Annotated in this window: 23 protein-coding genes; 2 read left to right on the top strand and 21 right to left on the bottom strand. The window is 69.2% G+C overall.

Translation table 11 applies throughout. The features are described 5' to 3' along the window. Positions 1–277: 277 nt before the first annotated feature. The 14 genes from LPB260_RS09635 to LPB260_RS09700 form a co-directional block, all read right to left on the bottom strand. Positions 278–1,861 carry an aldehyde dehydrogenase (NADP(+)) gene (locus LPB260_RS09635; RefSeq protein ID WP_208708502.1) on the bottom strand — a complete coding sequence of 528 codons (1,584 nt, stop codon included), beginning with the start codon at positions 1,859–1,861 and terminating at the stop codon, positions 278–280. A 111-nt stretch (positions 1,862–1,972) separates the two neighbouring features. Further along, the gene (locus LPB260_RS09640) at positions 1,973–2,920 is read right to left on the bottom strand and encodes a dihydrodipicolinate synthase family protein (RefSeq protein WP_208708503.1); all 948 of its coding nucleotides are present in this window, start codon (positions 2,918–2,920) and stop codon (positions 1,973–1,975) included. Positions 2,921–3,068: 148 nt separating this feature from the next. Next, complete coding sequence (locus LPB260_RS09645) at positions 3,069–4,100, bottom strand: proline racemase family protein (protein WP_208708504.1); 1,032 nt, start codon at positions 4,098–4,100, stop codon at positions 3,069–3,071. Positions 4,101–4,225: 125 nt separating this feature from the next. Then, positions 4,226–4,948: an amino acid ABC transporter ATP-binding protein gene (locus tag LPB260_RS09650; protein ID WP_208708505.1), complete on the bottom strand. Its 723-nt coding sequence runs from the start codon at positions 4,946–4,948 to the stop codon at positions 4,226–4,228. Further along, positions 4,941–5,591, bottom strand: a complete 651-nt coding sequence (locus LPB260_RS09655; protein ID WP_208710149.1) for an amino acid ABC transporter permease — start codon at positions 5,589–5,591, stop codon at positions 4,941–4,943. The genes LPB260_RS09650 and LPB260_RS09655 overlap by 8 nt, the downstream gene beginning before the upstream one ends. A 13-nt stretch (positions 5,592–5,604) precedes the next feature. Next, positions 5,605–6,270 (bottom strand): amino acid ABC transporter permease, encoded by a 666-nt coding sequence (locus LPB260_RS09660; protein WP_208708506.1) that lies wholly within the window; start codon positions 6,268–6,270, stop codon positions 5,605–5,607. A 3-nt stretch (positions 6,271–6,273) separates the two neighbouring features. Further along, a complete protein-coding gene (locus tag LPB260_RS09665) occupies positions 6,274–8,043 on the bottom strand; it encodes an aconitase X (RefSeq protein ID WP_208708507.1) in 1,770 nt (589 codons plus the stop codon). 73 nt (positions 8,044–8,116) lie between these two features. Further along, on the bottom strand, positions 8,117–8,935 hold the full coding sequence (locus LPB260_RS09670) for a transporter substrate-binding domain-containing protein (RefSeq protein WP_208708508.1): 819 nt from the start codon (positions 8,933–8,935) through the stop codon (positions 8,117–8,119). A 622-nt stretch (positions 8,936–9,557) separates the two neighbouring features. Further along, the gene (locus tag LPB260_RS09675) at positions 9,558–10,319 is read right to left on the bottom strand and encodes an AraC family transcriptional regulator (protein ID WP_208708509.1); all 762 of its coding nucleotides are present in this window, start codon (positions 10,317–10,319) and stop codon (positions 9,558–9,560) included. 62 nt (positions 10,320–10,381) lie between these two features. Next, the gene (locus LPB260_RS09680) at positions 10,382–11,683 is read right to left on the bottom strand and encodes an FAD/NAD(P)-binding oxidoreductase (RefSeq protein WP_208708510.1); all 1,302 of its coding nucleotides are present in this window, start codon (positions 11,681–11,683) and stop codon (positions 10,382–10,384) included. After that, positions 11,680–11,916 (bottom strand): (2Fe-2S)-binding protein, encoded by a 237-nt coding sequence (locus LPB260_RS09685; RefSeq protein WP_208708511.1) that lies wholly within the window; start codon positions 11,914–11,916, stop codon positions 11,680–11,682. The genes LPB260_RS09680 and LPB260_RS09685 overlap by 4 nt, the downstream gene beginning before the upstream one ends. Then, positions 11,913–13,034: an FAD-binding oxidoreductase gene (locus LPB260_RS09690; RefSeq protein WP_208708512.1), complete on the bottom strand. Its 1,122-nt coding sequence runs from the start codon at positions 13,032–13,034 to the stop codon at positions 11,913–11,915. The genes LPB260_RS09685 and LPB260_RS09690 overlap by 4 nt, the downstream gene beginning before the upstream one ends. Beyond that, entirely contained in the window at positions 13,031–13,966 is a 936-nt protein-coding gene (locus LPB260_RS09695; RefSeq protein WP_208708513.1) for a 4-hydroxyproline epimerase, read from the bottom strand. Before LPB260_RS09695 ends, LPB260_RS09690 begins: the two co-directional genes overlap by 4 nt. A gap of 149 nt (positions 13,967–14,115) precedes the next feature. Then, complete coding sequence (locus LPB260_RS09700; RefSeq protein WP_208708514.1) at positions 14,116–14,331, bottom strand: hypothetical protein; 216 nt, start codon at positions 14,329–14,331, stop codon at positions 14,116–14,118. Positions 14,332–14,495: 164 nt separating this feature from the next. On the opposite strand from LPB260_RS09700, the gene LPB260_RS09705 reads away from it, so the two are divergent. Next, complete coding sequence (locus tag LPB260_RS09705) at positions 14,496–14,837, top strand: FKBP-type peptidyl-prolyl cis-trans isomerase (protein ID WP_208708515.1); 342 nt, start codon at positions 14,496–14,498, stop codon at positions 14,835–14,837. A gap of 22 nt (positions 14,838–14,859) precedes the next feature. On the opposite strand, the gene LPB260_RS09710 is transcribed toward LPB260_RS09705, so the two are convergent. Then, on the bottom strand, positions 14,860–15,534 hold the full coding sequence (locus LPB260_RS09710) for a GntR family transcriptional regulator (RefSeq protein WP_371926170.1): 675 nt from the start codon (positions 15,532–15,534) through the stop codon (positions 14,860–14,862). Positions 15,535–15,735: 201 nt separating this feature from the next. Between LPB260_RS09710 and LPB260_RS09715 the strand changes: the two genes are divergently transcribed. Next, positions 15,736–16,023 carry a PA4642 family protein gene (locus LPB260_RS09715; protein WP_208708517.1) on the top strand — a complete coding sequence of 96 codons (288 nt, stop codon included), beginning with the start codon at positions 15,736–15,738 and terminating at the stop codon, positions 16,021–16,023. 52 nt (positions 16,024–16,075) lie between these two features. Here LPB260_RS09715 and LPB260_RS09720 read toward each other — a convergent pair whose 3' ends face one another. Genes LPB260_RS09720 through LPB260_RS09745 form a run of 6 tightly spaced genes read right to left on the bottom strand, consistent with a single transcriptional unit; the run spans position 16,076 to position 22,941 of the window. Then, the gene (locus tag LPB260_RS09720) at positions 16,076–17,407 is read right to left on the bottom strand and encodes a DUF58 domain-containing protein (RefSeq protein ID WP_208708518.1); all 1,332 of its coding nucleotides are present in this window, start codon (positions 17,405–17,407) and stop codon (positions 16,076–16,078) included. Between the two features lie 22 nt (positions 17,408–17,429). Next, positions 17,430–18,482 (bottom strand): MoxR family ATPase, encoded by a 1,053-nt coding sequence (locus tag LPB260_RS09725; RefSeq protein WP_208708519.1) that lies wholly within the window; start codon positions 18,480–18,482, stop codon positions 17,430–17,432. Continuing rightward, positions 18,479–19,687 carry a DUF4350 domain-containing protein gene (locus tag LPB260_RS09730; protein WP_208708520.1) on the bottom strand — a complete coding sequence of 403 codons (1,209 nt, stop codon included), beginning with the start codon at positions 19,685–19,687 and terminating at the stop codon, positions 18,479–18,481. The genes LPB260_RS09725 and LPB260_RS09730 overlap by 4 nt, the downstream gene beginning before the upstream one ends. Continuing rightward, positions 19,684–21,252 (bottom strand): DUF4129 domain-containing protein, encoded by a 1,569-nt coding sequence (locus LPB260_RS09735; RefSeq protein WP_208708521.1) that lies wholly within the window; start codon positions 21,250–21,252, stop codon positions 19,684–19,686. The genes LPB260_RS09730 and LPB260_RS09735 overlap by 4 nt, the downstream gene beginning before the upstream one ends. Further along, positions 21,239–22,219: a stage II sporulation protein M gene (locus LPB260_RS09740; protein ID WP_208708522.1), complete on the bottom strand. Its 981-nt coding sequence runs from the start codon at positions 22,217–22,219 to the stop codon at positions 21,239–21,241. The genes LPB260_RS09735 and LPB260_RS09740 overlap by 14 nt, the downstream gene beginning before the upstream one ends. After that, positions 22,216–22,941, bottom strand: a complete 726-nt coding sequence (locus LPB260_RS09745) for an RDD family protein (RefSeq protein ID WP_208708523.1) — start codon at positions 22,939–22,941, stop codon at positions 22,216–22,218. The genes LPB260_RS09740 and LPB260_RS09745 overlap by 4 nt, the downstream gene beginning before the upstream one ends. Between the last annotated feature and the right edge of the window lie 68 nt (positions 22,942–23,009).

Genomic DNA, 23,009 nt, shown 5'->3' on the forward strand with positions numbered 1-23,009 from the left:
ACCCACCACAGCGTTCCAACAGACGAGAACCTTGCTCGGTTACGGCGCCGCAGACTCGAAAGCCGCAAACCATCTTTGGCAGACCTATGGATTGCCTGGTGGGTTACGCGGTACGCCGATTCTATAGGTGGTGCTTAGCTACCCGTCCTGTGTCGCCCACCCTACGTCCTTTGTTGGAACGGACGAGTGCAGTGGTGGGTTACGGCGCCACAGATCCGGTAGCAGCCAACAACCTGTGCCAGGCGCCTAACCCACCCTACGACCTGGCCGACAGCTTTCAGGTCAGGGCTTGCCGCGTGGTCTCGCCGTCCACCAGGCGGGCGATGCCCAGTGGGTTGGCGTTCTGCAGGGCGGCCGGCAGCAGCGCGTCCGGGCAGTTCTGGTAGCAGACCGGGCGCAGGAAGCGCTCGAGCGCCGCGCTGCCCACCGAGGTGCCGCGGGCATCGGAGGTGGCCGGGTAGGGACCGCCATGCACCATGGCGTCGCCCACCTCGACCCCGGTCGGGTAGCCGTTGAGCAGCAGGCGCCCGGCCTTCTGCTCAAGCAGCGCCAGCAGTGGTGCACAGCTGTCCAGGTCCGCCGGGTCGGCGATCAGGGTGGCGCTCAGTTGCCCGTGCAGGCCATGCAGGGCCTGGGTCAGCTCGGCCATGTCGGCCACCTCGACAACGATGCTGGTCGGGCCGAACACCTCTTCCTGCAGCAGCTCGTCGCCCCCGCGCAGCAGGCGGGCATCGGCCTGGAACAGCTGCGGCTGGGCCTGCTTGCCGGCCTGCGTGCGACCCGCCAGGTGGCGAATGCCCGGGTGGCCGTGCAGCGCCGCCACGCCTCGCTCATAGCTGCGCAGGGTGCCGGCGTTGAGCATGGTCTGCGCCGGCTGCTCGGCCATCCGGGCGGCCAGGTCCTGCACGAAGGCGCTGAACTCGGCCGAACGGATGCCGATCAGCAGGCCGGGATTGGTGCAGAACTGGCCGCAACCCAGCACCACCGAGGCGCTCAGCTCGCTGGCGATCTGCGCGCCGCGCTGCTTCAGGGCTGCGGGCAGCAGCAGCACCGGGTTGATCGAACTCATCTCGGCGAACACCGGGATCGGCTGCGGGCGCGCCGCCGCCAGGTCGCACAGCGCCCGGCCGCCCTTGAGCGAGCCGGTGAAGCCGACGGCCTGGATGGCCGGGTGCCTGACCAGGTCGGCGCCCACGCCGTTGCCGTAGACCATGTTGAACACCCCGGCCGGCATACCGGTCTTCTCCGCCGCCTGGATGATCGCCTGGGCGACCAGTTCTGCCGTGGCCATGTGCCCGCTGTGGGCCTTGAACACCACCGGGCAGCCGGCGGCCAGCGCCGCGGCGCTGTCGCCGCCGGCGGTGGAGAAGGCCAGGGGGAAGTTGCTGGCGCCGAACACCGCCACCGGACCGAGGCCGATGCGGTACTGGCGCAGGTCCGGGCGCGGCAGCGGCTGGCGCTCGGGCAGCGCGCGGTCGATGCGCGCGCCGTAGAAATCGCCACGCCGCAGCACCCGGGCGAACAGGCGCAGCTGGTTGCTGGTGCGGCCGCGTTCGCCCTGGATGCGTGCGGCGGGCAAGGCGGTCTCGCGGCACACCAGGGCAACGAAGTCGTCGCCCAGGGCGTCGATCTCGTCGGCGATGGCCTCGAGAAACTCGGCGCGGCGCTCGGCCGAGAGTTGCCGGTAGCGCGGGTAGGCGGCTGCCGCGGCGCGGGCGGCGGCATCCACCTCGGCCTCGGTGGCCTGGTGGAAGCTGTAGGGCAGCGCCTCGCCGGTCGTGGCGTCGAGGCTCTGCAGGATGACCTCACCGGCGGCGCTGCGGTCGCCGGCGATGAAGTTGTGGCCGATGGTAGCGGGCATTGCTAGCTCCTGTTGGGGGCCTATAAACAGGTACGGAATGTTCGGTTGAACTCGGTTATTGCAGGCCAGATCGGCCGACTGCGCTGGAAGCACCCGGCCGAAGTACCGCGATCAGGCGAGGTTCTGTTCGGCCGACCAGTTGGCGTACCACTGGCGGAACAGGTTGTACTGGGTCTCGGCGTAGTGACGTTGGGCGGCGCTGAGCGCATCGGTTTCGTTGAAGTGCAGGGCGTATTCCTGGTCGCCGCCCAGCACCATCAGGTGTTTGTAGTAGAGAACCAGGTCGGTGCCTTCGTCGAAAGACGACAGCACGTTCAGCGCCTCGGACAGCTCCAGGGCGCGGCGGCGGGCAATGGCGTCGCCCTTGGCGGCCTGCTTGCTCAGTTCCACCAGCTGCAGCACTTCGCGCGGCAGGGCGTTGCCGATACCGGTGATGGCGCCGGTCGCGCCGCAATTGACGAAGCCATGCATGACCTGGGTATCGACGCCGGCCATGAGAATCACTTCGTCATCCTGCGAGGTGATGTGCTCGGCGGCGTAGCGCATGTCGGCGGCGCCGCCGAATTCCTTGAAGCCGATCAGATTGGGGTATTGGCGGCGCAGTTTGAAAAACAGTTCGGCGCGGGTTGCAAAGCCGTAGTACGGGCTGTTGTAGATCACCGCCGGAAGCTGCGGCGCCGCTTCGAGAATGGCGGAGAAGTGCGCCTCCTGGGCGGCTGGCGAAGCACCACGGGACAACACGCGGGGGATGACCATCAGGCCATGGGCGCCGACCTTGGCGGCGTGGGCGGCGTGGGATACCGCTTCGCGACTGTTCACCGCACCGGTGCCGACGATAGTCGGGATGCCGGCGGCGACCAGGCGCGCCACCCCTTCCTGGCGTTCGGCCTCGGTGAGCAACGGCCAGTCGCCCATGGAGCCGCAGTAGACCACCGCGCTCATGCCGGCTTCGATCATTTCGCGGCCCTTGCGCACCAGGGCGTCGAAGTCCGGCTTGCGCTCGGCGGTGCAGGGGGTCATCAGGGCGGGGATGGTGCCGGTGAAGATGTTGCTGTTCATGCTGTCGCCTCCTGGGCAGATTAAAAGTATTTCGTATACGAAAATAAATGGCCGTTATAAACCCTTGTTGCCATTGGTTGGGTCCAGGCCCGGTTCATGGCGCCGGCGAGGCGGCGGTTTTCAGATCTTCAAAGAACAGGGTTTAGCGCTACAGCTCGACCGGCCAGGTATCCGAGAGGCGGTAACCGGTCGGCCAGGGGTCGCTCGGGTCGAGCAGGTGCTGGTGGGTGCCGGTGATCCAGGCCCGGCCGGACAGGCAGGGGATGATCGCCGGGCGCCCGGCCACCTCGGTGAGGCTGTCGATGCGGCAGTGGAACTCGGAGCCGATGATCGAGCGGCCGATAAAGCGCTCGCCCACCGCCAGCTGGCCCCTGGCATGCAGCACCGCCATGCGCGCCGAACAGCCGGTGCCGGTGGGTGAGCGGTCGACCTTGCCGGGGCGGATCACCACGGCATTGGCGGCGCTCAGCACACCCTGCTGCCGCTGCAGCGGACCGGCCAGCTGGCAGAAGGAGATATGCTCCCAGTCGGGGTTCAGCGGGTGGACGAAACCCAGCTGCTCATTGGCCGCGCGGGTGATCTTCAGGCCCATGGTCGCGAGGTCCGCCGCCTCGTCGGCGCCCAGGGCAAAGCCCAGGGCCTGGGCGTCGGCGATGACGAAGCTGTCGCCGCCGTAGGCGGTGTCCACCTGCAGCGAGCCGATGCCCTCCACCTCGATCCAGGCGTCGAGCCGGTCGGCGAAGGAGGGCAGGTTCTTCACCTCGACCCGCTCGACCTTGCCGTCGCGGCACTGGGCCAGCGCCTCGATCAGGCCACCCGGCGCTTCCAGCACCAGGCGGGTCTCGGGCTCCGTCATCGGCAGGATGCCGCTCTCCAGCAGCACGGTGGCCACGCACAGCGAGTTGGAGCCGGACATCGGCGGGGTGTCGGCCGGCTCCATGATGATCCAGGCCATCTGCGCCCGTGGGTCCTTGGCCGGCAGCAGCAGGTTGACGTGGCGGAACACCCCGCCGCGCGGTTCGTTGAGCATGAAGTTGCGCAGCGTCTGGTCCTCGGCGATCCAGCGCGATTGCGCCCAGACCGTGTCGCCGGGTGGCGGCGCCACGCCGCCGACTATCACGTCACCCACCTCGCCCTCGGCATGGCAGCTGACCACATGGATGATCTTCGATGAACGCATGAATGACTCCTGGTGTGCTGTCTCGCTGATCCGTTGTTCAAGCGTCTGCGCTTGGCATCTGTAGGGTGCGCCCTGCGCACCATTGACATTGTTGCTGGTGCGCAGGGCGCACCCTACGCAGCTCGCTAGAGCACGGACTTGAGGAAGTCGGCGGTTTCCGCGCGCTGCGGATTGCCCAGCACCTGCTCGGGCGTGCCGATCTCGTGCACCAGGCCGTTGCGGAAGAACGCCACGCGGTCGGACACCTCACGGGCGAAGCTGATCTCGTGAGTCACCAGGACCATGGTCATGCCTTCCTCGGCGAGCAGGCGCATGGTGTCCAGCACCTCGCCGACCAGCTGTGGGTCCAGCGCGCTGGTGGCCTCGTCGAACAGCATATAGTCCGGCGACATGGCCAGGGCGCGGGCGATGGCCATGCGCTGCTGCTGGCCGCCGGAGAGCTTGCCGGGGAACACCCTGAGCTTGTCGCCCAGGCCGACGTGGGTCAGCTGCCTGACCGCCATTTCCTCGGCTTGCTCGCGGCTCTGGCCGAGCACCTTGCGCGGCGCCAGCATGACGTTCTCCAGTACGGTCAGGTGGGGGAAGGCGTTCCATTGCTGGAAGACGATGCCGATCTTCTGCCGCAGCTTGTTCAGGTCGGTGGCCTTGGCGTGCACCTCGGTGCCGTCGACGCGGATGCTGCCCTGCTTGATCGATTCCAGGCCGTTGATGCACATCAGCAGGGTCGACTTGCCCGAACCCGAGCCGCCGATGATCGAGACCACCTCGCCCTTGTTCACCGTCAGGCTGACGCCCTTGATCACGTCCAGGTCGCCGAAGGATTTGTGTACGTTGTCGATCTCAATCATTTTCCTGCCACCTTTTCTCCAGTTGGTTGCCCAGGCGGGCAACGACCAGGCTGATGAAGTAGTAGATGAGCCCGGCGATGCACAGCACCAGCAGCGGCTCCTGAATGCGCGTGACGATGGTCTGCGAGGCGCGCAGCAACTCGATGATGCCGATCCACATGACCAGGGCGGTGTCTTTCATCACCGACAGGCACAGGTTGAGCCAGCCGGGAAAGGCGATGCGGGTGGCCATCGGCAGGACGATATGGCGCAGGTCCTGCCAGTAGCTCATGCCGAGCGAACGGGCGGCGCGGCGCACGTTGGGCGACACCGCCAGCACGCCGCTGCGCACGATCTCCGTGCAATAGGCCGCGGCATACACGCCGAGCACCCCGCAGGCGACGGAAAAGGCGCTCCAGTCCAGGCCGGCGATGCTCTTGAGCGAGTTGAACAGGACGAACTGGATCAGCAGCGGCACGCTGCGAAACACATCCAGCAGCCAGGCCAGCGGCAGGCTGGCGCGCGGCAGGGTGGCCCGCAGCAGGCCGCAGAGCACGCCGCCGAGGGTGCCCAGGAGCATCGCGCCGAGGGTCAACAGGATGGTGGTCCAGGCGCCCTGCAGGAGGAACAGCAGGTCGGTCGAGGTAAGGCTGGTAGCGAACATGGCCATGGCCCTCTCAGTAGCGGAACAGGCGCCAGCCCAGCAGGCGGGCGGCCAGTACGATGGCTTTGGCGATCAGGTAGTAGAGCACCGCCGCCAGGGCGAAGTACTCGAAGGTGCGGAAGGTCTTCACGTTGTAGTCCTGGGTGACCCCGGTGAGGTCGTTGTTGAGGCCGACGATCACCCCCAGGGAGGTCATCAGCACCGCCCAGACCATCTGGTTGGTCAGCGGGTAGAAGACGATGCGCAGGAGCTGCGGCACGACGACCAGCCGGTAGGCCTTGAAGGCGCTCATGCCCAGGGAGCGGGCCGCGCGCATCTGCGTCTCCGGCACCGCCTTGAGGCCGCCGCGGAAGTTCTCCGCCAGGTAGCCGGCGTTATTGAAGGTGATGCCCGCCAGCAGCGCGGCCCAGGAGCTGATATGCAGGCCGAAGGAGCCGAGGCCGAAATACAGCAGGTAGATCTGGAACAGCGACGGCGTGTTGCGCGCCACCGACACCCAGGCATCGGCGAAGCCGCGGGTCAGCGGGTTCTTCATCTGTCGCATCAGGGTCAGGCACAGGGCGATCAGTACGCCGAAGATCATCGACAGGGCGGCGGTCTCGAAGGTCACCCAGGCGCCGCTGAGCATGTCGGGCAGGGCCTTGAGGGCCGAGCGCCAGTGGAAGCTGTAGTCGAACATCGCTCAATGGCCTCCTTGGCTGCTGGTGGCCGGGTTCAGCCAGGCCGGCAGCGCGCCGCTGGCCTGGCCGCTGCAGGCGGCCTCGACGCACGCCGCCAGGCCGGCGAAGTGCACGCGGCGGCCGACCAGGCCCGGGGCGTAGTGGGCGTACTTGCCGGAGTTGGTCATCAGGGTTGTGGCCGCCACCGGCAGCACCGGCTCGCCGAGCATGCACCAGCAGGTGTCGGTGACGAACTGCGCGCCGAAGGCCGCAAGCGCGGCGACGTGGCCGGCTTGGCTAGCCTGCTCGAGCACCTGGCGACCACAGGTGATCACCAGGGCCACGTCGGGGTGCTTGCGCCGGCCGGCGCAGAGACGGGCCAGGGCGGCGCATTCGCTCAGGGAGAAGTGCGGGTTGCCCAGGGCCACCAGGCCCAGCTGCGGGCTGTCGGCGCTGTTCAGCTCGCGCCAGCTGGCGAGCAGGTCCTGCACAGTGATCCTGAGTCGGCGGCGCGGCGGCATGCCGACCAGGGCCTGCTCGGCCGTCGCCGCCTCCGGGGTCACCCCGGCGATATGGAACATCGGTGCTCCGGAGGTGGTGGCGAAGGCCGCACCGAAGGCCTTGAGCTCGTCCAGGCTCGGCGCGCTCTGCTCCAGGCCGGTGATCAGCGGGATCTGGCTGCCGGCCAGGGCGCCGATGTGGTAGCCCAGCAACGGATAGTAGGCATCGTCACGCCGCTCCGGCGGCGTCACCTCGACCAGCAGGCTGGGCACACGGCCGCTGTCGAGATGGCAACCGGAACGTGGTGCGCGGCCGGTCAGGGCGATGCAGATGTCGAGAAAATCCGGGTATTTCTGGGTGCGCGCGGCCAGCACGCTGTTGGCATACACCACCGCGTTGGACTCGGCCCAGACCACCTGCTCGCCGGCCTTGGGCGCGCTGTCCAGCAGGTAGGGTGCGCAGGTGAAGCTCATCTGCGCACCCATTGCCATGTAGACGTCACCCAGGGCGCTGGCCGGTTCGCCGAAGGCCGGGTCGATGCCCTGGGCGCGCCAGAGACGCTGGTCCACGGAGATGGCGTTGAGGGTGGTCGGCACCCGCACCTGCGCGCCCCAGTCGAGCAACTGACGGGCGAAGCGCAGGCTGGCCGGGCCGGTGTAGATGCAGCCATCGATATGCGCCTGGGCGATGTCGATCAGCTCGCTGGCGCCCTGCAGCTCGGCCATCTGCAGGACGATCTGCATGGCCACCTGGGCGGCCTTGCCGTGGTGGCCGTCGAGCAGCGCGCGGTCGCCGTCGCTGAGTGTGAAGCTGCTGGCAACGGGATGGCTCGCGAGATCGTCCGGCTTCGGGCGCCAGGCGTCGGCGGGCGGCGCGTCGAAGGCCTCGACCCGACTGCCTTCGATTCGCACGAAGCGGCAGTCCTGCAGGCAGGCGAAGGCCTCCTCGCCAACGCAAACCACCGGCAGGTCGCGCTCGAACAGGGCCTGGGCCACCAGCACGCCCAGGCTGAGAATCTCCTCGGGCTGCGCCACCACCAGGGCGGCGGGCCCATGACCGTTGAGAATCAGTTCCAGCAGCACGCTGCTGCCGGTGCAGGAGCCGCGACCGCTGGGGATCGCCAGCACGCGCCCGGCGATGACCCGGCCACTCAGGGGGTGATGGCGATCGATCACCTCGCCGCTGCTGGGGTCGACTCCGCCCCAGAAGCTCAAGCCAACATCGGCATACAGCAATTCGCCTTGCGCGTTGCCGGCAACCAGGCTGCGCGCTTGTATCGACAGTTCAGGCATCTGTAGCTCCCGTGCGACCCGTGGGGCCGCACGTTGATTGGTGAATGTGCGCGGGTTTGGCTGGCTGTGCGGCTCAGTAGTACACGCCCGGTACGGCCAGGTTGGCTGGCGCGACCTCTTCGCCGACCCACTTGTTCCACAGCTCCTGGTAGCGACCGGTGCGCACCTGCTGGTTGACGAACAGGTTCATGTAGTTGAGCAGGCCGTACTCGTTGCGCTTGGCCGCCAGGGACACGTAGTCGATGGTGTAGGGCGCGTCGCCGGCGATCTTCAGGCCCTTGTACTTGCCGGATTTGAGGGTCGAGGCGGCCACCGTGTTGGTCACCACCGTGGCGTCGATGTGACCCTGGGTGACGGCGAGGATGGTGTCGTTGAGGCTCTGGTAGGCGCGGAAGCTGCCGCCGCCCCAGGCCTTGACGTCCTTCTCCAGGGCGATGGCCTCGTAGGTGCCGCTGGTGTTGCCGACCGGGCGGCCCTTGAGGTCCTGGTAGCTGCTGATGCCGCTGTCGTCGCGGGTCAGCACCACCATCTGGAAGGCGAAGTAGGGCACGGTCATGCCGACGGTCTTGGCCCGCTCCAGGGTGTCGGAGGTGGAGGCGACGATGACGTCGGCGCGGCCGGAGATCAGCGCCGGGATGCGGTCCGGGAAGGGGGTTTCCACGACTTCTGGGGTGACGCCGAGAATCTTCGCCAGGTCGGCGCAGTAATCCACGTCGAAGCCGGCGGGCTGGTTGGCTTCGTCACGGAAACCCATGGGCGGGAAGTCCAGGGTCACGGCGCAGCGCAGCTTGCCCGACTCGATGATGTCGTCGAGCTTGTCGGCCTGGGCCAGGTTGATAAAGGAGGTGCTCAGGACAGCGCTGAGGGCTACGGCGATTGTTGGTGTTTTCATAGGGGCCTCGTGGTCTGGTGGGGTCGAGCGGATGGGGTAACGGACGCCTTTCGTATAGATGATTTCGTATACGATATTTTATATGCACTGGCTGTGCCAGAAACCTGGCAGGGTCGGCACGAATCGCCGGGAGAGGCTTTGGCGTGGGCCGCAGGCCCCGAAGCGCGGGGCGTCAGGCCTGGCCCGGGCCGGGTCGCAGGCGTGCCAGCAGCCGTCGCGGGTGAGCCCGTGGCGGGGCGTGGCGTCACAAAATGAAGCAGGACGAAGCGGGTTTGCACCCAAAGGTGACACGGGGGTAACAGGCGACGACAAAACCGAGGGGCCGCCGGGTGTGGGGTTTATGGTGTTTGGTGCGCGCGGCGCACCCTGCGGGGGGTAGATGTTTGGTTTACGACAGCGCCCCCGCCGGTTGGTCGTCGAATCGGCGTAGGGTGCGCCATGCGCACCATTGGCCCCGGTTGCAGGGTGGTTGGCGCTTGGTGCGCGCGGCGCACCCTACGGGTTGGGATGTCTGGCTTGCGGCGGCGCCCCGCCGGTTGGTCGCCGAGTCGACGTAGGGTGCGCCATGCGCACCGTCGGCCCCGGTTGCAGGGTGGTTGGCGCTTGGTGCGCGCAGCGCACCCTACGCGCCGCGTTGGCGCTCGCGGTACTGGCTGGGGGACAGGCCGGTGAGGGCCTTGAATTGGCGGCTGAAGGCGCTGTGGTCGGTATAGCCGCAGCGCAGGGCGATCTCGGTGATCGGCAGTTCGCCGCTCAGCAGCTGGGAAGCGGCGCCCAGGCGTGCGCGGTGGATCATCTGCCGCGGGTTGAGGCCGAAGATGCGCTTGCACAGGCGCTCCAGCTGGGCGACGGACAAGCCGGCGATGGCGCAGAGGTCCTTCACCGCGATGGGCTGGGCATAGTACTGGCGGATATGCGCGTCCACCGCCGCCAGCTTCTGGTAGGCCGGGTGGCTGGCCTGGGGCGCCTGCAGGTCGGCGGAGATGCCGGCCATGCCGATGATCGCGCCGTCACGGTCGCGCAGGGCCAGCTTGTGGGTCAGGCACCAGCCGGGCTGGCGGCCGGGGTAGAGGTGCAGCTCCAGCTGGTCGCGCAGTTGCTCGCCGCCCTCCAGCACGCGGCGATCCTGCTCGGTATAGAGCGGGCCGAAACGCGAGGGGAATACCTGTTCGGCGGTCATGCCGAGCAAAGCCTGGCGCTCCTTGAGGGCGCAGCGTTGTAGCAGGGTCTGGTTGACCAGCACGTAGCGCGCCTCGGTGTCCTTGATGAAGAACACCAGGTCGGGCATGGCATCGAGCAGGGGGGCGATCAGCTGCAGGCTGCCGAGCAGTTCCGGCAGGTCGCGGGGCGTGGGCAGGTGCTGGAGCTGGAGCGGCAGGGGCATGCGCAGGCGAGGTCCGGGCAGGGCGGGAAAGGGCGCGCTCGCGAGGCGAGCGCGGCCCTACTCTACGACCCGCGCCGCGCTCGGGGAAGCGCCGGCTCCTCGGCCGGGCGTGTCTGGGGCACGTCGGCCAGTTGCAGCAGGCTGTCGATGCGCGCCGGCGAGAAGGGTGGCCGCGGCGTCGGTGCCGGCCAGTCGAACAGGAAGCGGGTGGCGCCGCCACAGATGCGCCCCTGGCAGGCGCCCATGCCGCAGCGGCTGTGCAGCTTGGCGTCGGTCCAGTCGCTGCGCCCGGCGAGCGCGGCATAGGGCACATCCTCGCAGCGGCACACCAGGGTGTCGGCATCGGCCAGTTGCTTGAGTCGCGGGTCGAGGGCGAAGCGGCGGCCGAGCTGCGCGGCGAAGGCCTGCCAGCGCCGCCGTTGTGGCCACAGGGCGCGGGCTTCGGCCTGTTGGCCGACTGCCGCGTGGCCGGCGATGGCGCCCTCGACCAGGGCCAGCTCGCTGCCGCCGAAGCCGGTGCATTCGCCGGCGGCGTAGTGGTCGTCCAGGCTGCAGGCCTGCCAGGCATCCACGGCGATGGCCTGCTCGCTCAGCTCGCAGCCGAGGGCCTGGCCCAGCTGGGTGTTGGGGACCAGGCCGAAACCACAGGCCAGGCGTTCGCAGGCCATCTCCGCTACCTTGCCGTTCTGCCACAGGCGCACCCCTTCCAGGCGCTTGTTGCCGAGGGCGGCGAGCACAAAGCTGCCGCTGCGGTAGTGGCGGTCGAACAGTTGCCCGGCCTGCAGCAGCTTGCCGGGCCAGCGCGGCAGTTGCAGGGCGAAGGCCGCCAGGGCGCCGAAGCGGGCCTGTTCGGCGATGCGCAGGATCTGTGCGCCGGCCTGTTTCGCGGTGGCGGCGCTGGCCAGCAGCAGTGGACCGCTGCCGGCGATCACCAGGCGCTCGCCGGCGACCGGCACGCCGCCCTTGATCAGCGCCTGCAGGCCGCCGGCGCCGGTCACCCCGGGCAGGGTCCAGCCGGGGAAGGGCAGCAGCAGCTCGCGGGCGCCGGTACAGAGGATCAGCTTGGCGTAGCGTGCCTGCCAGGCGCTGCTGTCGTCCTCCAGCAGCAACAGCTGCGGGGCGGCGATGGCCACCACCCGGGTGGAGCTGAACAGCTGGATATTGCCCGCCGCGGCCAAGGCCTCGCGGTAACGCAGGGCATTGTCCGGCAGCTGCGCCCGCACGCCATCGCGCCAGATCTGTCCGCCGGGCGCCGGGTTGTCGTCGATGATGGCGATGCGCGCGCCGCTAGGGGCGGCGGCCAGGGCCGCGGCCATGCCGGCGGGGCCGGCGCCGATGATCAGCAGGTCGAAGTCGCGGGTCATGGCCGGGTCTCCACCTGCATGCCGGGCTGACACAGGGTCTGGCAGGCCAGGCGGCGCCGGCCGTCGATGCTGACCCGGCACTCCTGGCATACGCCCATGCCGCACAGCGGCGCGCGACGCTGGCCGCCGACCGCGGTGCGGCTGCTGCCGTCGCCACCCAGGCAGAGCGCGGCCGCCACGGTGCAGCCGGCGGGCACGCGCAAGGGTTGGCCATCGAGGCTGAGTTCGATCATGCGCCTTGCTCCATGGGGACAGTCATGTGGATGAAACGCTCGGGGCGGTAGGGCTCGAGGTCGATGGCCGGGCGCTCGTCGAACAGCTGGGCGGCGAGCAGCCGGGCGCTGCCCGGCGCGGTGGTGACGCCGAGTCCCTCGTGACCGACCGCCAGCCATAGGCCGGGCTGCTGCGGATGCTGGCCGAGCAGCGGCAGGCCATCCGGGGTGGCGGCGCGAAAGCCGGTCCAGCTGCGGATGGCGTTCATGCTCGCCAGCCCCGGCAGGTAGTCGAGGGCGCGCGCCAGCATGCGCGCCAGCAGTGGGCCCTCGACGGCGGGGTCGAGGCTGTCGAACTGCCGCGAGGAGCCAAGCAGGATCTGCCCGGTCGGCCGGGGCTGGGCATTGAATGCCACCGAGCTGCCGCTGTTGGCGTGGGCGCTGGCGGCATAGCCGAGTTCCACCAACTGATGCTGGATGCGCCCGGGGTAGCGGTCGGTGATCAGCAGGTGGCCCTTCTTCGGGCGGATCGGCAGTTCCGGGCACAGCTCGCTGGCATGGATGCCGGCTGCCAGCACCACGAACTGGGCCTGCAGCCACTCGCCGCCCTCCAGGCGCAGGCGGTTGCCGGCGACCTCGACGACCCGCGCCCGGCGCTGGCGGATGCGCATGCCGCCCTGCTCCAGTAGCCAGCGCGCGGCATTGGGTGCGTAGAGGATGCTGTCGCCTGGCACCTTCAGGGCGCCGCTCAGGTCCTGGCGCAGCATCGGCTCGGCCTGACGCAGCGCGGCGGCGTCGAACATCTGGCAGGCGATGCCGGCCGCGCTCAGGGTGTCGCGCTTGTGCTCGGCGGCGCCCAGCTCCTCGCGGTCTGTGGCCAGCCACAGGGTGCCGCAGTTGTGGTAGGCGCAGTCGGCGGGGAGCTGCGGCGCCCACTGGCGCCACAAATCGATGGAGTAGCGGCTGAGGGCCAGCTCCGCCGGGTTGTCGTCCATCGCTACCAGGTGGCCCATGCCCACCGCCGTGGCGCCGCCGCGCTGGCTGTCCAGCACCAGCACGTCGAGGCCGCGGCGGGCGAATTCATAAGCGCAGGCGCTGCCGACTATGCCGGCGCCGATGACGATGACGTCGGCATTCATCCGCGAATGCCCCAGGCGAAGGGATCGTCGTCCTCCAGCAGCAGGGTCGCCTCGGCGCTGATATGGGCGCGGCCGCGGATGGTCGGGACGATGCGGCGTTGGTCCTGCCACTCATAGCTGGCCTCGAACTGGCTGCCGATCACGCTGGCCTGGCGCCACAGGGCGCCGGGCGCCAGCTTGCCGTCGGCGGCCAGGCAGGCCAGCTTGGCGCTGGTGCCGGTGCCGCAGGGCGAGCGGTCGTAGGCCTTGCCGGGGCACAGCACGAAGTTGCGGCTGTCGGCCTCGGGGTCGTCGGCGAAAAGCTCGATATGGTCGATCTCGCCGCCGTCCTCGCCGCGCAGGCCCTGGGCCTCCAGGGCCTGGCGCACGGCCCAGGTGTAGGCGGTCAGCGCCTCCAGGTTGTCGCCGGCGATGCGCTGGCCGTGCTCGGCGATCAAAAAGAACCAGTTGCCGCCCCAGGCGATATCGCCCGTGACCTTGCCGTGGCCCGGCACTTCCAGGGGCACCGCCTGGCGGTAGCGGTAGGCGGGCACGTTGCGCACGCTGACCGAGCGATCCGCGTGCAGGGTCGCCTCAACAGTACCCACCGGTGTCTCGATGCGGTGCAGGCCGGGCTGGATGCGCCCCAGGTGGGCCAGGGAGGCGATCAGGCCGATGGTGCCGTGGCCGCACATGCCGAGATAACCGCTGTTGTTGAAGAAGATCACCCCGGCGCTGGCGCTCGGGTCCGCCGGCTCGCACAGCAGCGCGCCGACCAGCACGTCGCTGCCGCGCGGCTCCAGCACCGTGGCGGCGCGCCAGTCGTCATGGTGCTCGGCCAGGCGCTGGCGGCGTTCGAGCATGCTGCCGCGGCCCAGCTCGGGAAACCCGTCGATTACCAGGCGGGTCGGTTCGCCGCCGGTGTGAGAGTCGATGACTTGGATGTGTTTCATGGCTGCCGGCACCTGCACAGAAAGGATGCCTGTAAGACTGGCGTCTCGAGGCAGCGCCGGCTTGATGGCTTTCGTGGTGCGTGATGACGAAATCGGCACAGCTTACGCCTTAGTGAGCGTGCCTTTGCCTGGCCTCGCAGCAGGCAGGCTCAGGCGCGCCTAAGGCCCTGGCCGGCAATCTCGTCACGGGCCAGGCGCAGCTGGGCGGCGTCCTGATTCATGCGCTGGATCAGGTTCAGCAGTTGCTGGCGGAGCACCTCATCGCCCAGGCGCTCGGCGGCGCGCATCACCGTGACCGTGCCGGCCTCGTTATTGGCGGCCACCATATCCAGGGTCTTGCAGAGGGTGCGGGTTGTTCGGCTCACGTGCCCATCGTCCTTGTGAAAGCGTGCCGGCACTCTAGAACCGGGTTGTTTCAGTTTGATGGCGGCGCCTGCACAGCGGTTCGGGCGCTTGCCAGGCCGCCGGTTTCCTGAGAAAACGCTGCCCGGTAGGCGGCCACCGGCCGGCGAACTGACAGGAGGGTGTGATGATCAGCGAATTGCAGGTGATAGATATTCAGCTGGGCGACGGCAAGGAAGTGGTCAAGGGCGCCTTGATCACCACCCAGTACCGCGGCTTTCTCGAGGACGGCACGCCGTTCGATTCCTCCTACGAACGCGGCAAGCCGTTCCAGTGCGTGATCGGCACCCGGCGGGTGATCCAGGGCTGGGACAAGGGTTTGATGGGCATGCGTGTCGGCGGCAAACGCAAGCTGCTGGTGCCGGCTCACCTGGCCTATGGCGAGCGGCAGATCGGCGAGCATATCCCGGCCAACTCGAACCTGATCTTCGAGATCGAGTTGCTCGAAGTGCTGACCCGGGACGACTGAGCGCCCGCCCTGGGCGGCGCGATCAGCTGGGGCTGAGCCGGTTCGGCAGGTGCTCGTAGAGGGTGCGGCAGACGCCGATGATGTGCTGCTCGATCAGTTCCGCGGCCTTGTCGGCATCGCCGGCGCGGCAGGCGGCGAGGATCTCGCGGTGTTCCTGGTCGGCGCGGTTCTTGCCGGCGGACAGGCTCATCTGCATGCGCAGGTAGCGCTCGACCTTGTCATGGATGGAGCGGATCAGGTTGACCAGGAAGGGCCGTTGCGCCGGTTCGTAGAGGCAGGCGTGCAGTTTCCAGTTCAGCTCGGCCCAGTGGCCGATGTCGGTCTCGCCGACGAACTCCTGGCAGATGCTTTCGGCGCGGGCGAAGGTTTCCTCGGTCATGTTCGGCACCGCCAGGCGGATCGCCTGCACCTCCAGCAGCACCCGCACCTCGAAGATCTGCGCCAGTTCCGGTTCGGAGATACGCGTCACCACCGCGCCCTTGTTGCGCTGGAACACCACCAGGCCCTCGGCCTCCAGGCGCTTGAGCGCCTCGCGCACGGGGATCTTGCTGACGTTGAACAGGCGCGCGACGTCGTCCTGGCGGATCGGCTCGTCCTCGGCGAAATGGCCGCCGATGATCGCCTCGCGCAGGTGCTTGGTGATGACTTCCGAGGCGGTCGGGGTGACGCCGAGGTTGGGGGCGTTGAAACTGGGCAGCGGCAAGGGAAGGTCCTGCAATGATCGGTGATGCGGATATTGTATACGAGGCGCTGGGCCTTGCGCCTGCCGCTCGCCCACTCGGAGCGAGCTGCGCGCTGGGGGGATCGGCGCTCCGTGAACGTGGTCACGCGTTGAGCGCCGGGGCGTCGCGGAGGTACACTGCCGCCCCCCGTGTGGCCTGGTTAGCTGGAGTGAACGATGCGCAAAGACAAGAAGCAGGTGATTGGCGAAGAGATCGGTGACGAGTCGATCAAGCTGTTCCTCGACGTGGAGCCGGCCGACGCCACGCCGCCAGCGCTGCACAAGCTGATCAAGGCCTACCGCGGCCTGCGCGTCGACGACTTCGAGCGCTTCGTCGGTTTCTTCGTCGAGGCCGGCTACGACCTCGACGCCAAGGACGAGCAGGGCAACGACTTCATTGCCCTGATCCAGGATCAGCGCCAGGCCGAGCCCTATATCGAGGTGATCAAGGCCGCCCGCGGCTGATCGCTCGAGCGAATCGAGAGCCCGCCCAGCCGCGGGCTTTTTTCTGCCTGCGCTACAGCACCCCGGCCTTCTTCCAGGCCAGGTAGCGGCTGACCAGCTGCGGGCCCAGCTCGCTGGGGCGGGCATCGAGCACCGGCACGTTATGCGCGGCCAGGCGTTCATGCAGGCTGGCGCGGGCGTTGAGGTAGTCCACCGTGCCGCAATAGGTCAGGGCACCCTCGAAATCCTCCACCGGGGCCTGGCGCAGCTGGTCGAGCACCTCCTCGCGCAGGCTGGCGATCAGTACCCGGTGCTGGCGGCCCAGGCGCCTGACCGCGGCCAGCAGGTCCTCATCGTCTTCGTCGCGCAGGTTGCTCACCAGCACCACCAGAGCGCGGCGCCGCTGACGGCTGAGCAGCAGGTCGGCGGCCGCGGCGAAGTCGGCCGGTTGGCCGGTGGTCTGCAGGTCGTACACGGCATTGAGCAGCACCTTGAGCTGGGCGGCGCCCTTGACCGGTGGCAGGAAGCGGCTGTGCTCGCCGGCGAAGGTCGCCAGGCCCACCGCGTCGCCCTGGCGCAGGGCCACGTAGCTGAGCAGCAGGCTGGCGTTGAGGGCATGGTCGAAGTGCGCCAGCTCGCCGTCCTGGCTGCGCATGCGGCGGCCGCAATCGAGCAGGAAGACGATCTGCTGGTCGCGTTCGTCCTGGTATTCGCGGGCGATCGGCGTGCGCTTGCGCGCCGTGGCCTTCCAGTCGATCTGGCGCAGGCTGTCGCCGTCGCGGAACTCGCGCAGCTGGTGGAACTCCAGGCCCAGGCCGCGCCGTGGGCGCTGGCGCACCCCGAGCTGGCTGAGCCAGTCGTCCACCGCCATCAGCTGGGCGCCGTAGAGGCGGGCGAAGTCCGGGTAGACCCGGGTTTCCCCCGCCAGCGCCAGGTGGCGCCGCGCCTGCCACAGGCCCAGGGGGCTGGGCAGGCCGATTTCGCACAGGGGGAAGTGGAAGTGGCCGCGCTGCAGCGGGCGCACGCGATAGCCGACACGGGTCAGTTGGCCCGGCAGCAGGGCGACGCGCTGCGGCAGGTGCTCGACGGCCATGCCGGCGGGAACGTGATCGAACAGCTCCAGCTGTAGCGCGCGCGGATAGTCGTGGTGCAGGCACAGCTGCACCTCGTGCCAACGCCCCAGCGGCAGGTTGCCCGGTAGCTGGCGCTCGATGCGCGGCGAGGGCCGGCGGCGCAGGCGCAGGGCATCGAACAGCGCCGCGCCGAGCAGGGTCAGCAGCAGCGCCCACCAGAGCGCCGGCAGCGTCGGCGGCAGCTTGATCGCCAGGGCGTGGAGGACGCCGAGCAGCAGGGCCAGGCCGAACAGACCGGCGACCAGCGCCAGCAGCAGGCGCGACGGCTTCATGACGCCTCCCTGTTCGAGTCGCTCATAGGCGCGGCGCCGCCACCTGGTCGAGCAACTGCTGCAGCACCTGGTCGACCGACAGACCTTCGATATCCAGCTCCGGTGCCAGGCGCACGCGGTGACGCAGCACCGCCAGGGCGCCGCTCTTGATGTCGTCGGGCAGGACGAAGTCGCCGCCGCGCAGCAGCGCACGGGCGCGCCCGCCGCGCACCAGGGCGATGGAGGCGCGTGGCCCGGCGCCGATGGCCAGGCCCGGCCAGCTGCGCGTGGCGCGGGCCAGGCGCACGGCGTAGTCGAGGACCTGGTCGTCGATGGGCAGGTCGCTGGCGATCTTCTGGATGGCCAGCATGTCCTTGGCCTGCAGCAGGGTGCGCAGCGGGGTGACTTCGAGCATGTCGGCCTTGGTCGAGCGGGTGACCTGGCGGACCAGGCGCAGCTCCTCGTCCTGCTCCGGGTAGTCCATGCGCAGCTTGAGCATGAAGCGGTCCAGCTCGGCTTCGGGCAGCGGGTAGGTGCCTTCCTGCTCGATCGGGTTCTGCGTGGCCAGCACCATGAACGGCAGCGGCACCGCCAGAGCGCGGCCCTCCAGGGTCACCTGGCGTTCCTGCATGACCTCCAGCAGGGCCGCCTGGGTCTTGGCCGGGGCGCGGTTGATCTCGTCGGCCAGCAGCAGGTTGGTGAACACCGGGCCCTTGCGCAGCTTGAACTGCTCGCTGGCCAGGTCGTACACGGCATGGCCGGTGACGTCGCTGGGCATCAGGTCCGGGGTGAACTGGATGCGCGCGAACTCGCCGCCGAAGCAGCGCGCCAGGGCGCGCACCAGCAGGGTCTTGCCCAGGCCCGGCACGCCCTCGACCAGCACATGGCCGCCGGCTACCAGGGCAGTGAGCACGTCGTCGATCACCGCGGTCTGGCCGATCAACGCCTTCTGCAGCTCCAGGCGCAGGGCCTGGAGCAGCTGGCTGGCGCGCTGGCGCTGGGGCGGCGGATTGACCGGGGCGGTCGCCGGCGCCGTGGCGGCAACTGGGGCGTCGACAGCCGGGCTGTCGGGCTGTTCGGGCGTGTATTCGCTCATAGGGCATTCCTGAGGGTTTGCAGGTGCGCGACCTGACGGGTGAAGTCGGCGGCGGCCAGGCGCTGCTGGGGCAGCGGCCGCATGGCTTGGCTGATGGCTCGGGGTGGCAGGCGGCTGAGGCGGCTGAGCAGCTGCCACTGGTCGGCCACGCCGAGGCGTTCGAATCCGGGATGTCGTTGCCGCGCGCGGCGCTGGATGTCCTGCTGCAGGGCTTGCAGCAGGCTGTGCTGGCCGCTGCGCCGGAGCAGGAAGTCGGCGCTGCCGCGCAGGTGCTCGCGCAGCTGCCGGCGCGCCCGGCTGGCCGCCGGCTGCAGCGGGCCCTGGCGCATGCCGACGTGCCACAGGCCGAGGACCAGCAACAGCCCCAGGGCCGTCAGGGCCAGGGGGAAGTGGCGCAGCAGCAGGCTCGCCAGGCCGTCGCGGTCGGCGCGGTAGAGCAGGGTCACGGCGCTGTCCTGGCTGAGGTACCAGAGCAGCCAGGCGTTGTCGTATTGATCGATCTTGTCGTTGCGCCAGATCCAGGCGTCGCTCAGCACGCTGATCAGGCCGTCGCCGTGGTACAGCTGCAGCATGTGCGTGGCGGCGCCGCTGTTGGCCCAGGCATGGGCACGATTCTGCGCGTCGTACAGGTGGAAGTCGGTATCGAACTCGATGTAGGCCGGCGCGGTTTCGTTTTCCAGGTACAGCTGGGTCAGCTGCGGGTAGCGGTTCGCCTCCTCGAGGGGCTCGGCCGGCGCATCGCCTGCGCCTGCGCCTGCTTCGGCCTCGCCGTCCTCCTCGTCGAGCGCGTCGCTCTGGTACTGCTGGATGCCCAGGCGATCGAGCAGCAGGTCGCCGCTGACGCCTGTCTCTTCGTCCCACAGGCGTTCGGCGACGAACAGCAGGTGGCCGCCCTTGGCCGCCCACTCCAGCAGGCGGTCGGTCTGGCGCGGGGTCATGCGCTGACGGTCGCCGAGCAGTAGCAGGGTCTGGCCGGCGCTGGGCAGGCTCGACAGCTGCTGCAGGCTGTCGGCGCGCTGCACCTGCAGGCCCTGGCGGCGCAGGAAGTGCTCGGCGGCCAGGTAGGGGTTGGCCCGCGCCTCGGGGGCCGGGCCGTGCTCGAGGGTTTCCTGGTAGGGCTCCAGGCGCCCCAGCAGGTACACGCCGAGCAAGCCGAGGGCCAGGCACAGCGCGCAGACTAGGAGGAAGCGGCGCTGTCGGTTCATGGCCGCACCTCGCCCGCAAACAGGCGCCGCCAGCCGTCGCACAGCTGTGCCTTGAGCTCCTCCGGCGGCAGGCGATGGCCATAGGCGAGGTTCTGCCAGTGCTGGGTCAGCGCCCGGCTGAAGCCATCCAGTTCGCCCTGCTCCAGGGTTGCCACCAGGCGCAGCATCTCGGCCTCGGTGTGGGCGCCGCTCAAGGGCAGGCGATAGTCATGCAGCAGGCGGCTGAGCAGGGCGCGGTAGAGCAGGCCGAGGGCGGCGCGGGGCTGCTCGGCCCACAGTCGTTCGGCTTCGCCGGGGACATCCGCGGGCAGGCTTTGCGGCGCGACTTCCAGGCCGAACAACTGGCTCGGCGGCGCGGCTGCGGGGCGTGGTGCCACGCCCAGGCGGCCGGCGAACGCCGCGAGCCAGTCGCGGTAGCGCCAGGCCAGCATGGCCAGCAGGGCGAACAGGCTGGCCCACAGCAGCACCTCGAAGAACAGTGCCACGCTGTCCAGGTGCTTCCAGAACTCGATCAGCGCGCGGAGTTTCTCCAGCAGGGCCTCCAGGTCCAGTTCCCCGGACGGTTCGGCCGCCTCCTGGGCGCCGAAACGCCAGAGCGTGACGGTTTCGCGGTGCTCGAACGGCGGCTCATCGAGCAGCTGGGCGATGCTCCGCTGCGCGGCCTGGCTGGTCAGTGGCTGCTGCAGCAGGCGCGGCGCCTCGGGGCCATGGGGATCCTCCTGCGGCAGTGGGCAGCTGCTGCCGGCGGCCAGCGCCACGCCCGGCGTCTGCGCCAGCAGCAGTCCCAGGCCGAGGACCAGGGCATAGGCCACGCCGGTCAGGCGCTGGCGCAGACGGCGGAAGCTCAGTTCGATGTCCCAGGCCTCCAGCGCAGTGCGCCGGTTGAGGTAGAGGCTGAAGCCGCAGGCCACATAAATGGGCTCCCAGAGCACCAGCACCAGGGCGTAGAGCAGGTTGGACAGGTGCTCCAGCCACAGCCAGTCGCCGGCATCGGCCTGAATCAGGCTCTGCCAGCTCCAGTCCAGCTCGATTTGCTGCGGCAGCAGCAGATAGAACAGGCTGACCAGGCCCAGCCACAGGGCCATTTCCAGGTGCACGCCGACCAGGGTCAGCCAGGTCGCCGGTGCCGAGTCGCGCTGACCCAGCACCGCCAGCCGCGCGCTGCGCGCCTGCCCGGCCAGGCCTTCGAGCTGCAGCACCGGCAGGTCGAAGCTGCGGGTGGGGCTGAGCCGGCGCCAGGTCAGGCTGGCCAGCAGCTGCGGCTTGAGCAGGCCGGGCCAGGCCTTCAGGGCCTGCTTGAGCGTCGGCGTATCGCCGAACAGGGCGCGGCCGAGGATATACAGTGGCAGCCGCTCGAAGGCCGGCTTCAGCCACCAGAAGGCGAGCATGGCCCAGCCGGGGGAGTCCCACAGCAACAGGCAGAGCAGGGCGAACACCGGCAGGCTGACCAGCGCCCAGCTGGCCATCAGCAGCCCGGCATGGCGGCGCGCCAGGAGCACGCCGAGGTCCAGCGCCTCCCAGGCGCTGCGCGGTCGGATCGCCACGCTGGCGTCAGTCAGGCGCATGGTGACCTCGTCCGGCCAGCAGCAGGTAGGCCAGCACCAGGGCCCAGAGCCCCGCGCCGACCAGGTACTTGAGTTGGGCGCCGGCCAGGGTCATCGACGACCAGTAGGCCTCGATGAAGGCCGCCAGCAGCAGGAACAGGATGACCCCGCCGACCAGGCGCACGCTGCGCGCGGCGGCCAGGCGCAGGGCTTCGCTGCGCGGCAGCCGGCCGGGGGCGAGCAGTGCCCAGCCGAGCTTGAGGCCGGCGGCACCGGCCAGGGCGATGGCGGTGAGCTCGAAGGCGCCGTGGCCGATGACGAACGACCAGAAGGTCTGGCCATAGCCGATCTGCGTCAGGTGGCCGGCCACCGCGCCGATCATCAGGCCGTTGAACAGCAGGTAGAACAGGCTGCCGAGGCCCAGCAGCAGGCCGCTGGCGAAGGTCTGAAAGGCGATGCCGATGTTGTTCATGATGTAGAAGCCGAACATCATCCAGTCGTCGCCCGAGTCGCGCTCGGCGAAACGCCCTAGGCGGCTGGCGTCCGGGTCGTACATCCGCTCCATGCTGCTCACCTGCTCCGGGTCGACCAGGCTGTAGACCAGGTCCGGGAACAGGTAGACCAGCACGCCCATGCCCAGCAGGCTGCCGAAGAACAGCAGGCTGGCGCTGAGCACGCAGCGCCATTCCTCCCGTACCAGGCGGGGAAAGCCGCCAAGCAGGAAACCGAGCAGCTGCGCGCCGAGCGGGCTGCGGTGGCGGTAGAACTGCTGATGGCCACGCATGGCCAGCTGCTGTAGCTGCTCGACCAGGCGGCTGCTGTAGCCGCGCGCTTGGGCCAGGGCCAGATGCTGGCACTGACGTCGGTAGGCGGCGGCAAAGCCACGGCTGTCCTGGCTGTCCGCCTTGCCGCGCTCGAGTGCCTCGAGCAGGCTGGCGAAGGCCTGCCATTCGGCCTGGTGGCGGCTTTCGAACAGGCTCTGCTTCATGTCGACCCCAGCAAGCTGCGGGCGATGCCGTGAAGCCGCTGCTCGGCCTGCTCCGGCGGCACCTGCAGTGGTTCGGCGAGAATCGCCGCCAGTTCGCCGCGGCGGGCGCTGGACAGTTGCTCGGCGCGCTCGGCGAATGCCAGCAGGGCACGCTGTTCGCCCTGGCTGAGGCCGATGGGCGCCGGCACGGGCTCGGCGGACGGCAGGCTCTGCGGCGCTGGCGGCGTGTCGCGATAGACCACCAGGGTGCCGGCGGCGAGATCGCCGAGGCGCTTGAAGGCCGGGTGGTTGAGGCAGCTGAGAATGCCCAGGAAATAGGCGAACGGCAGGATATCGACGAAGCGCAGCAGGTTGCGGGTCAGCGAGGCGGCCCATCCGACCGGCGTGCCGTCATCGTGCACCACGCGCAGGCCGAGCAGCTGTTTGCCCGGTGAGCGCCCCTGGTTGAGCACCTCGAACAGCACCATGTACCACCAGGTCACCAGGAACAGCATGATGGTCGCCAGGCCCATGCCGAACTGGCCGAGCAGACCGAGGACGATGAACAGCGCCGCCAGCAGCAGACCGCGGATCAGCAGGTCGATGGTGAATGCCAGGGCGCGCGGCACCAGGCCGGCGGGGCGCAGGCTCAGGTCGATGCCTTCCGGTGTTTCCACCGGATAGCGGGTGTCCAGCGGCGGGCGTTGCACGGCGCAAGGGGTAATGGCGGAGGAGAGCGGCATCGGCAGACTGCGTCGAAGAAAGCCCGATGCTAGCCAGCAGCAGGCGGGTAAGCAACCGGGCTCAGTGA

This window comes from Pseudomonas sp. LPB0260, from assembly GCF_013388395.1.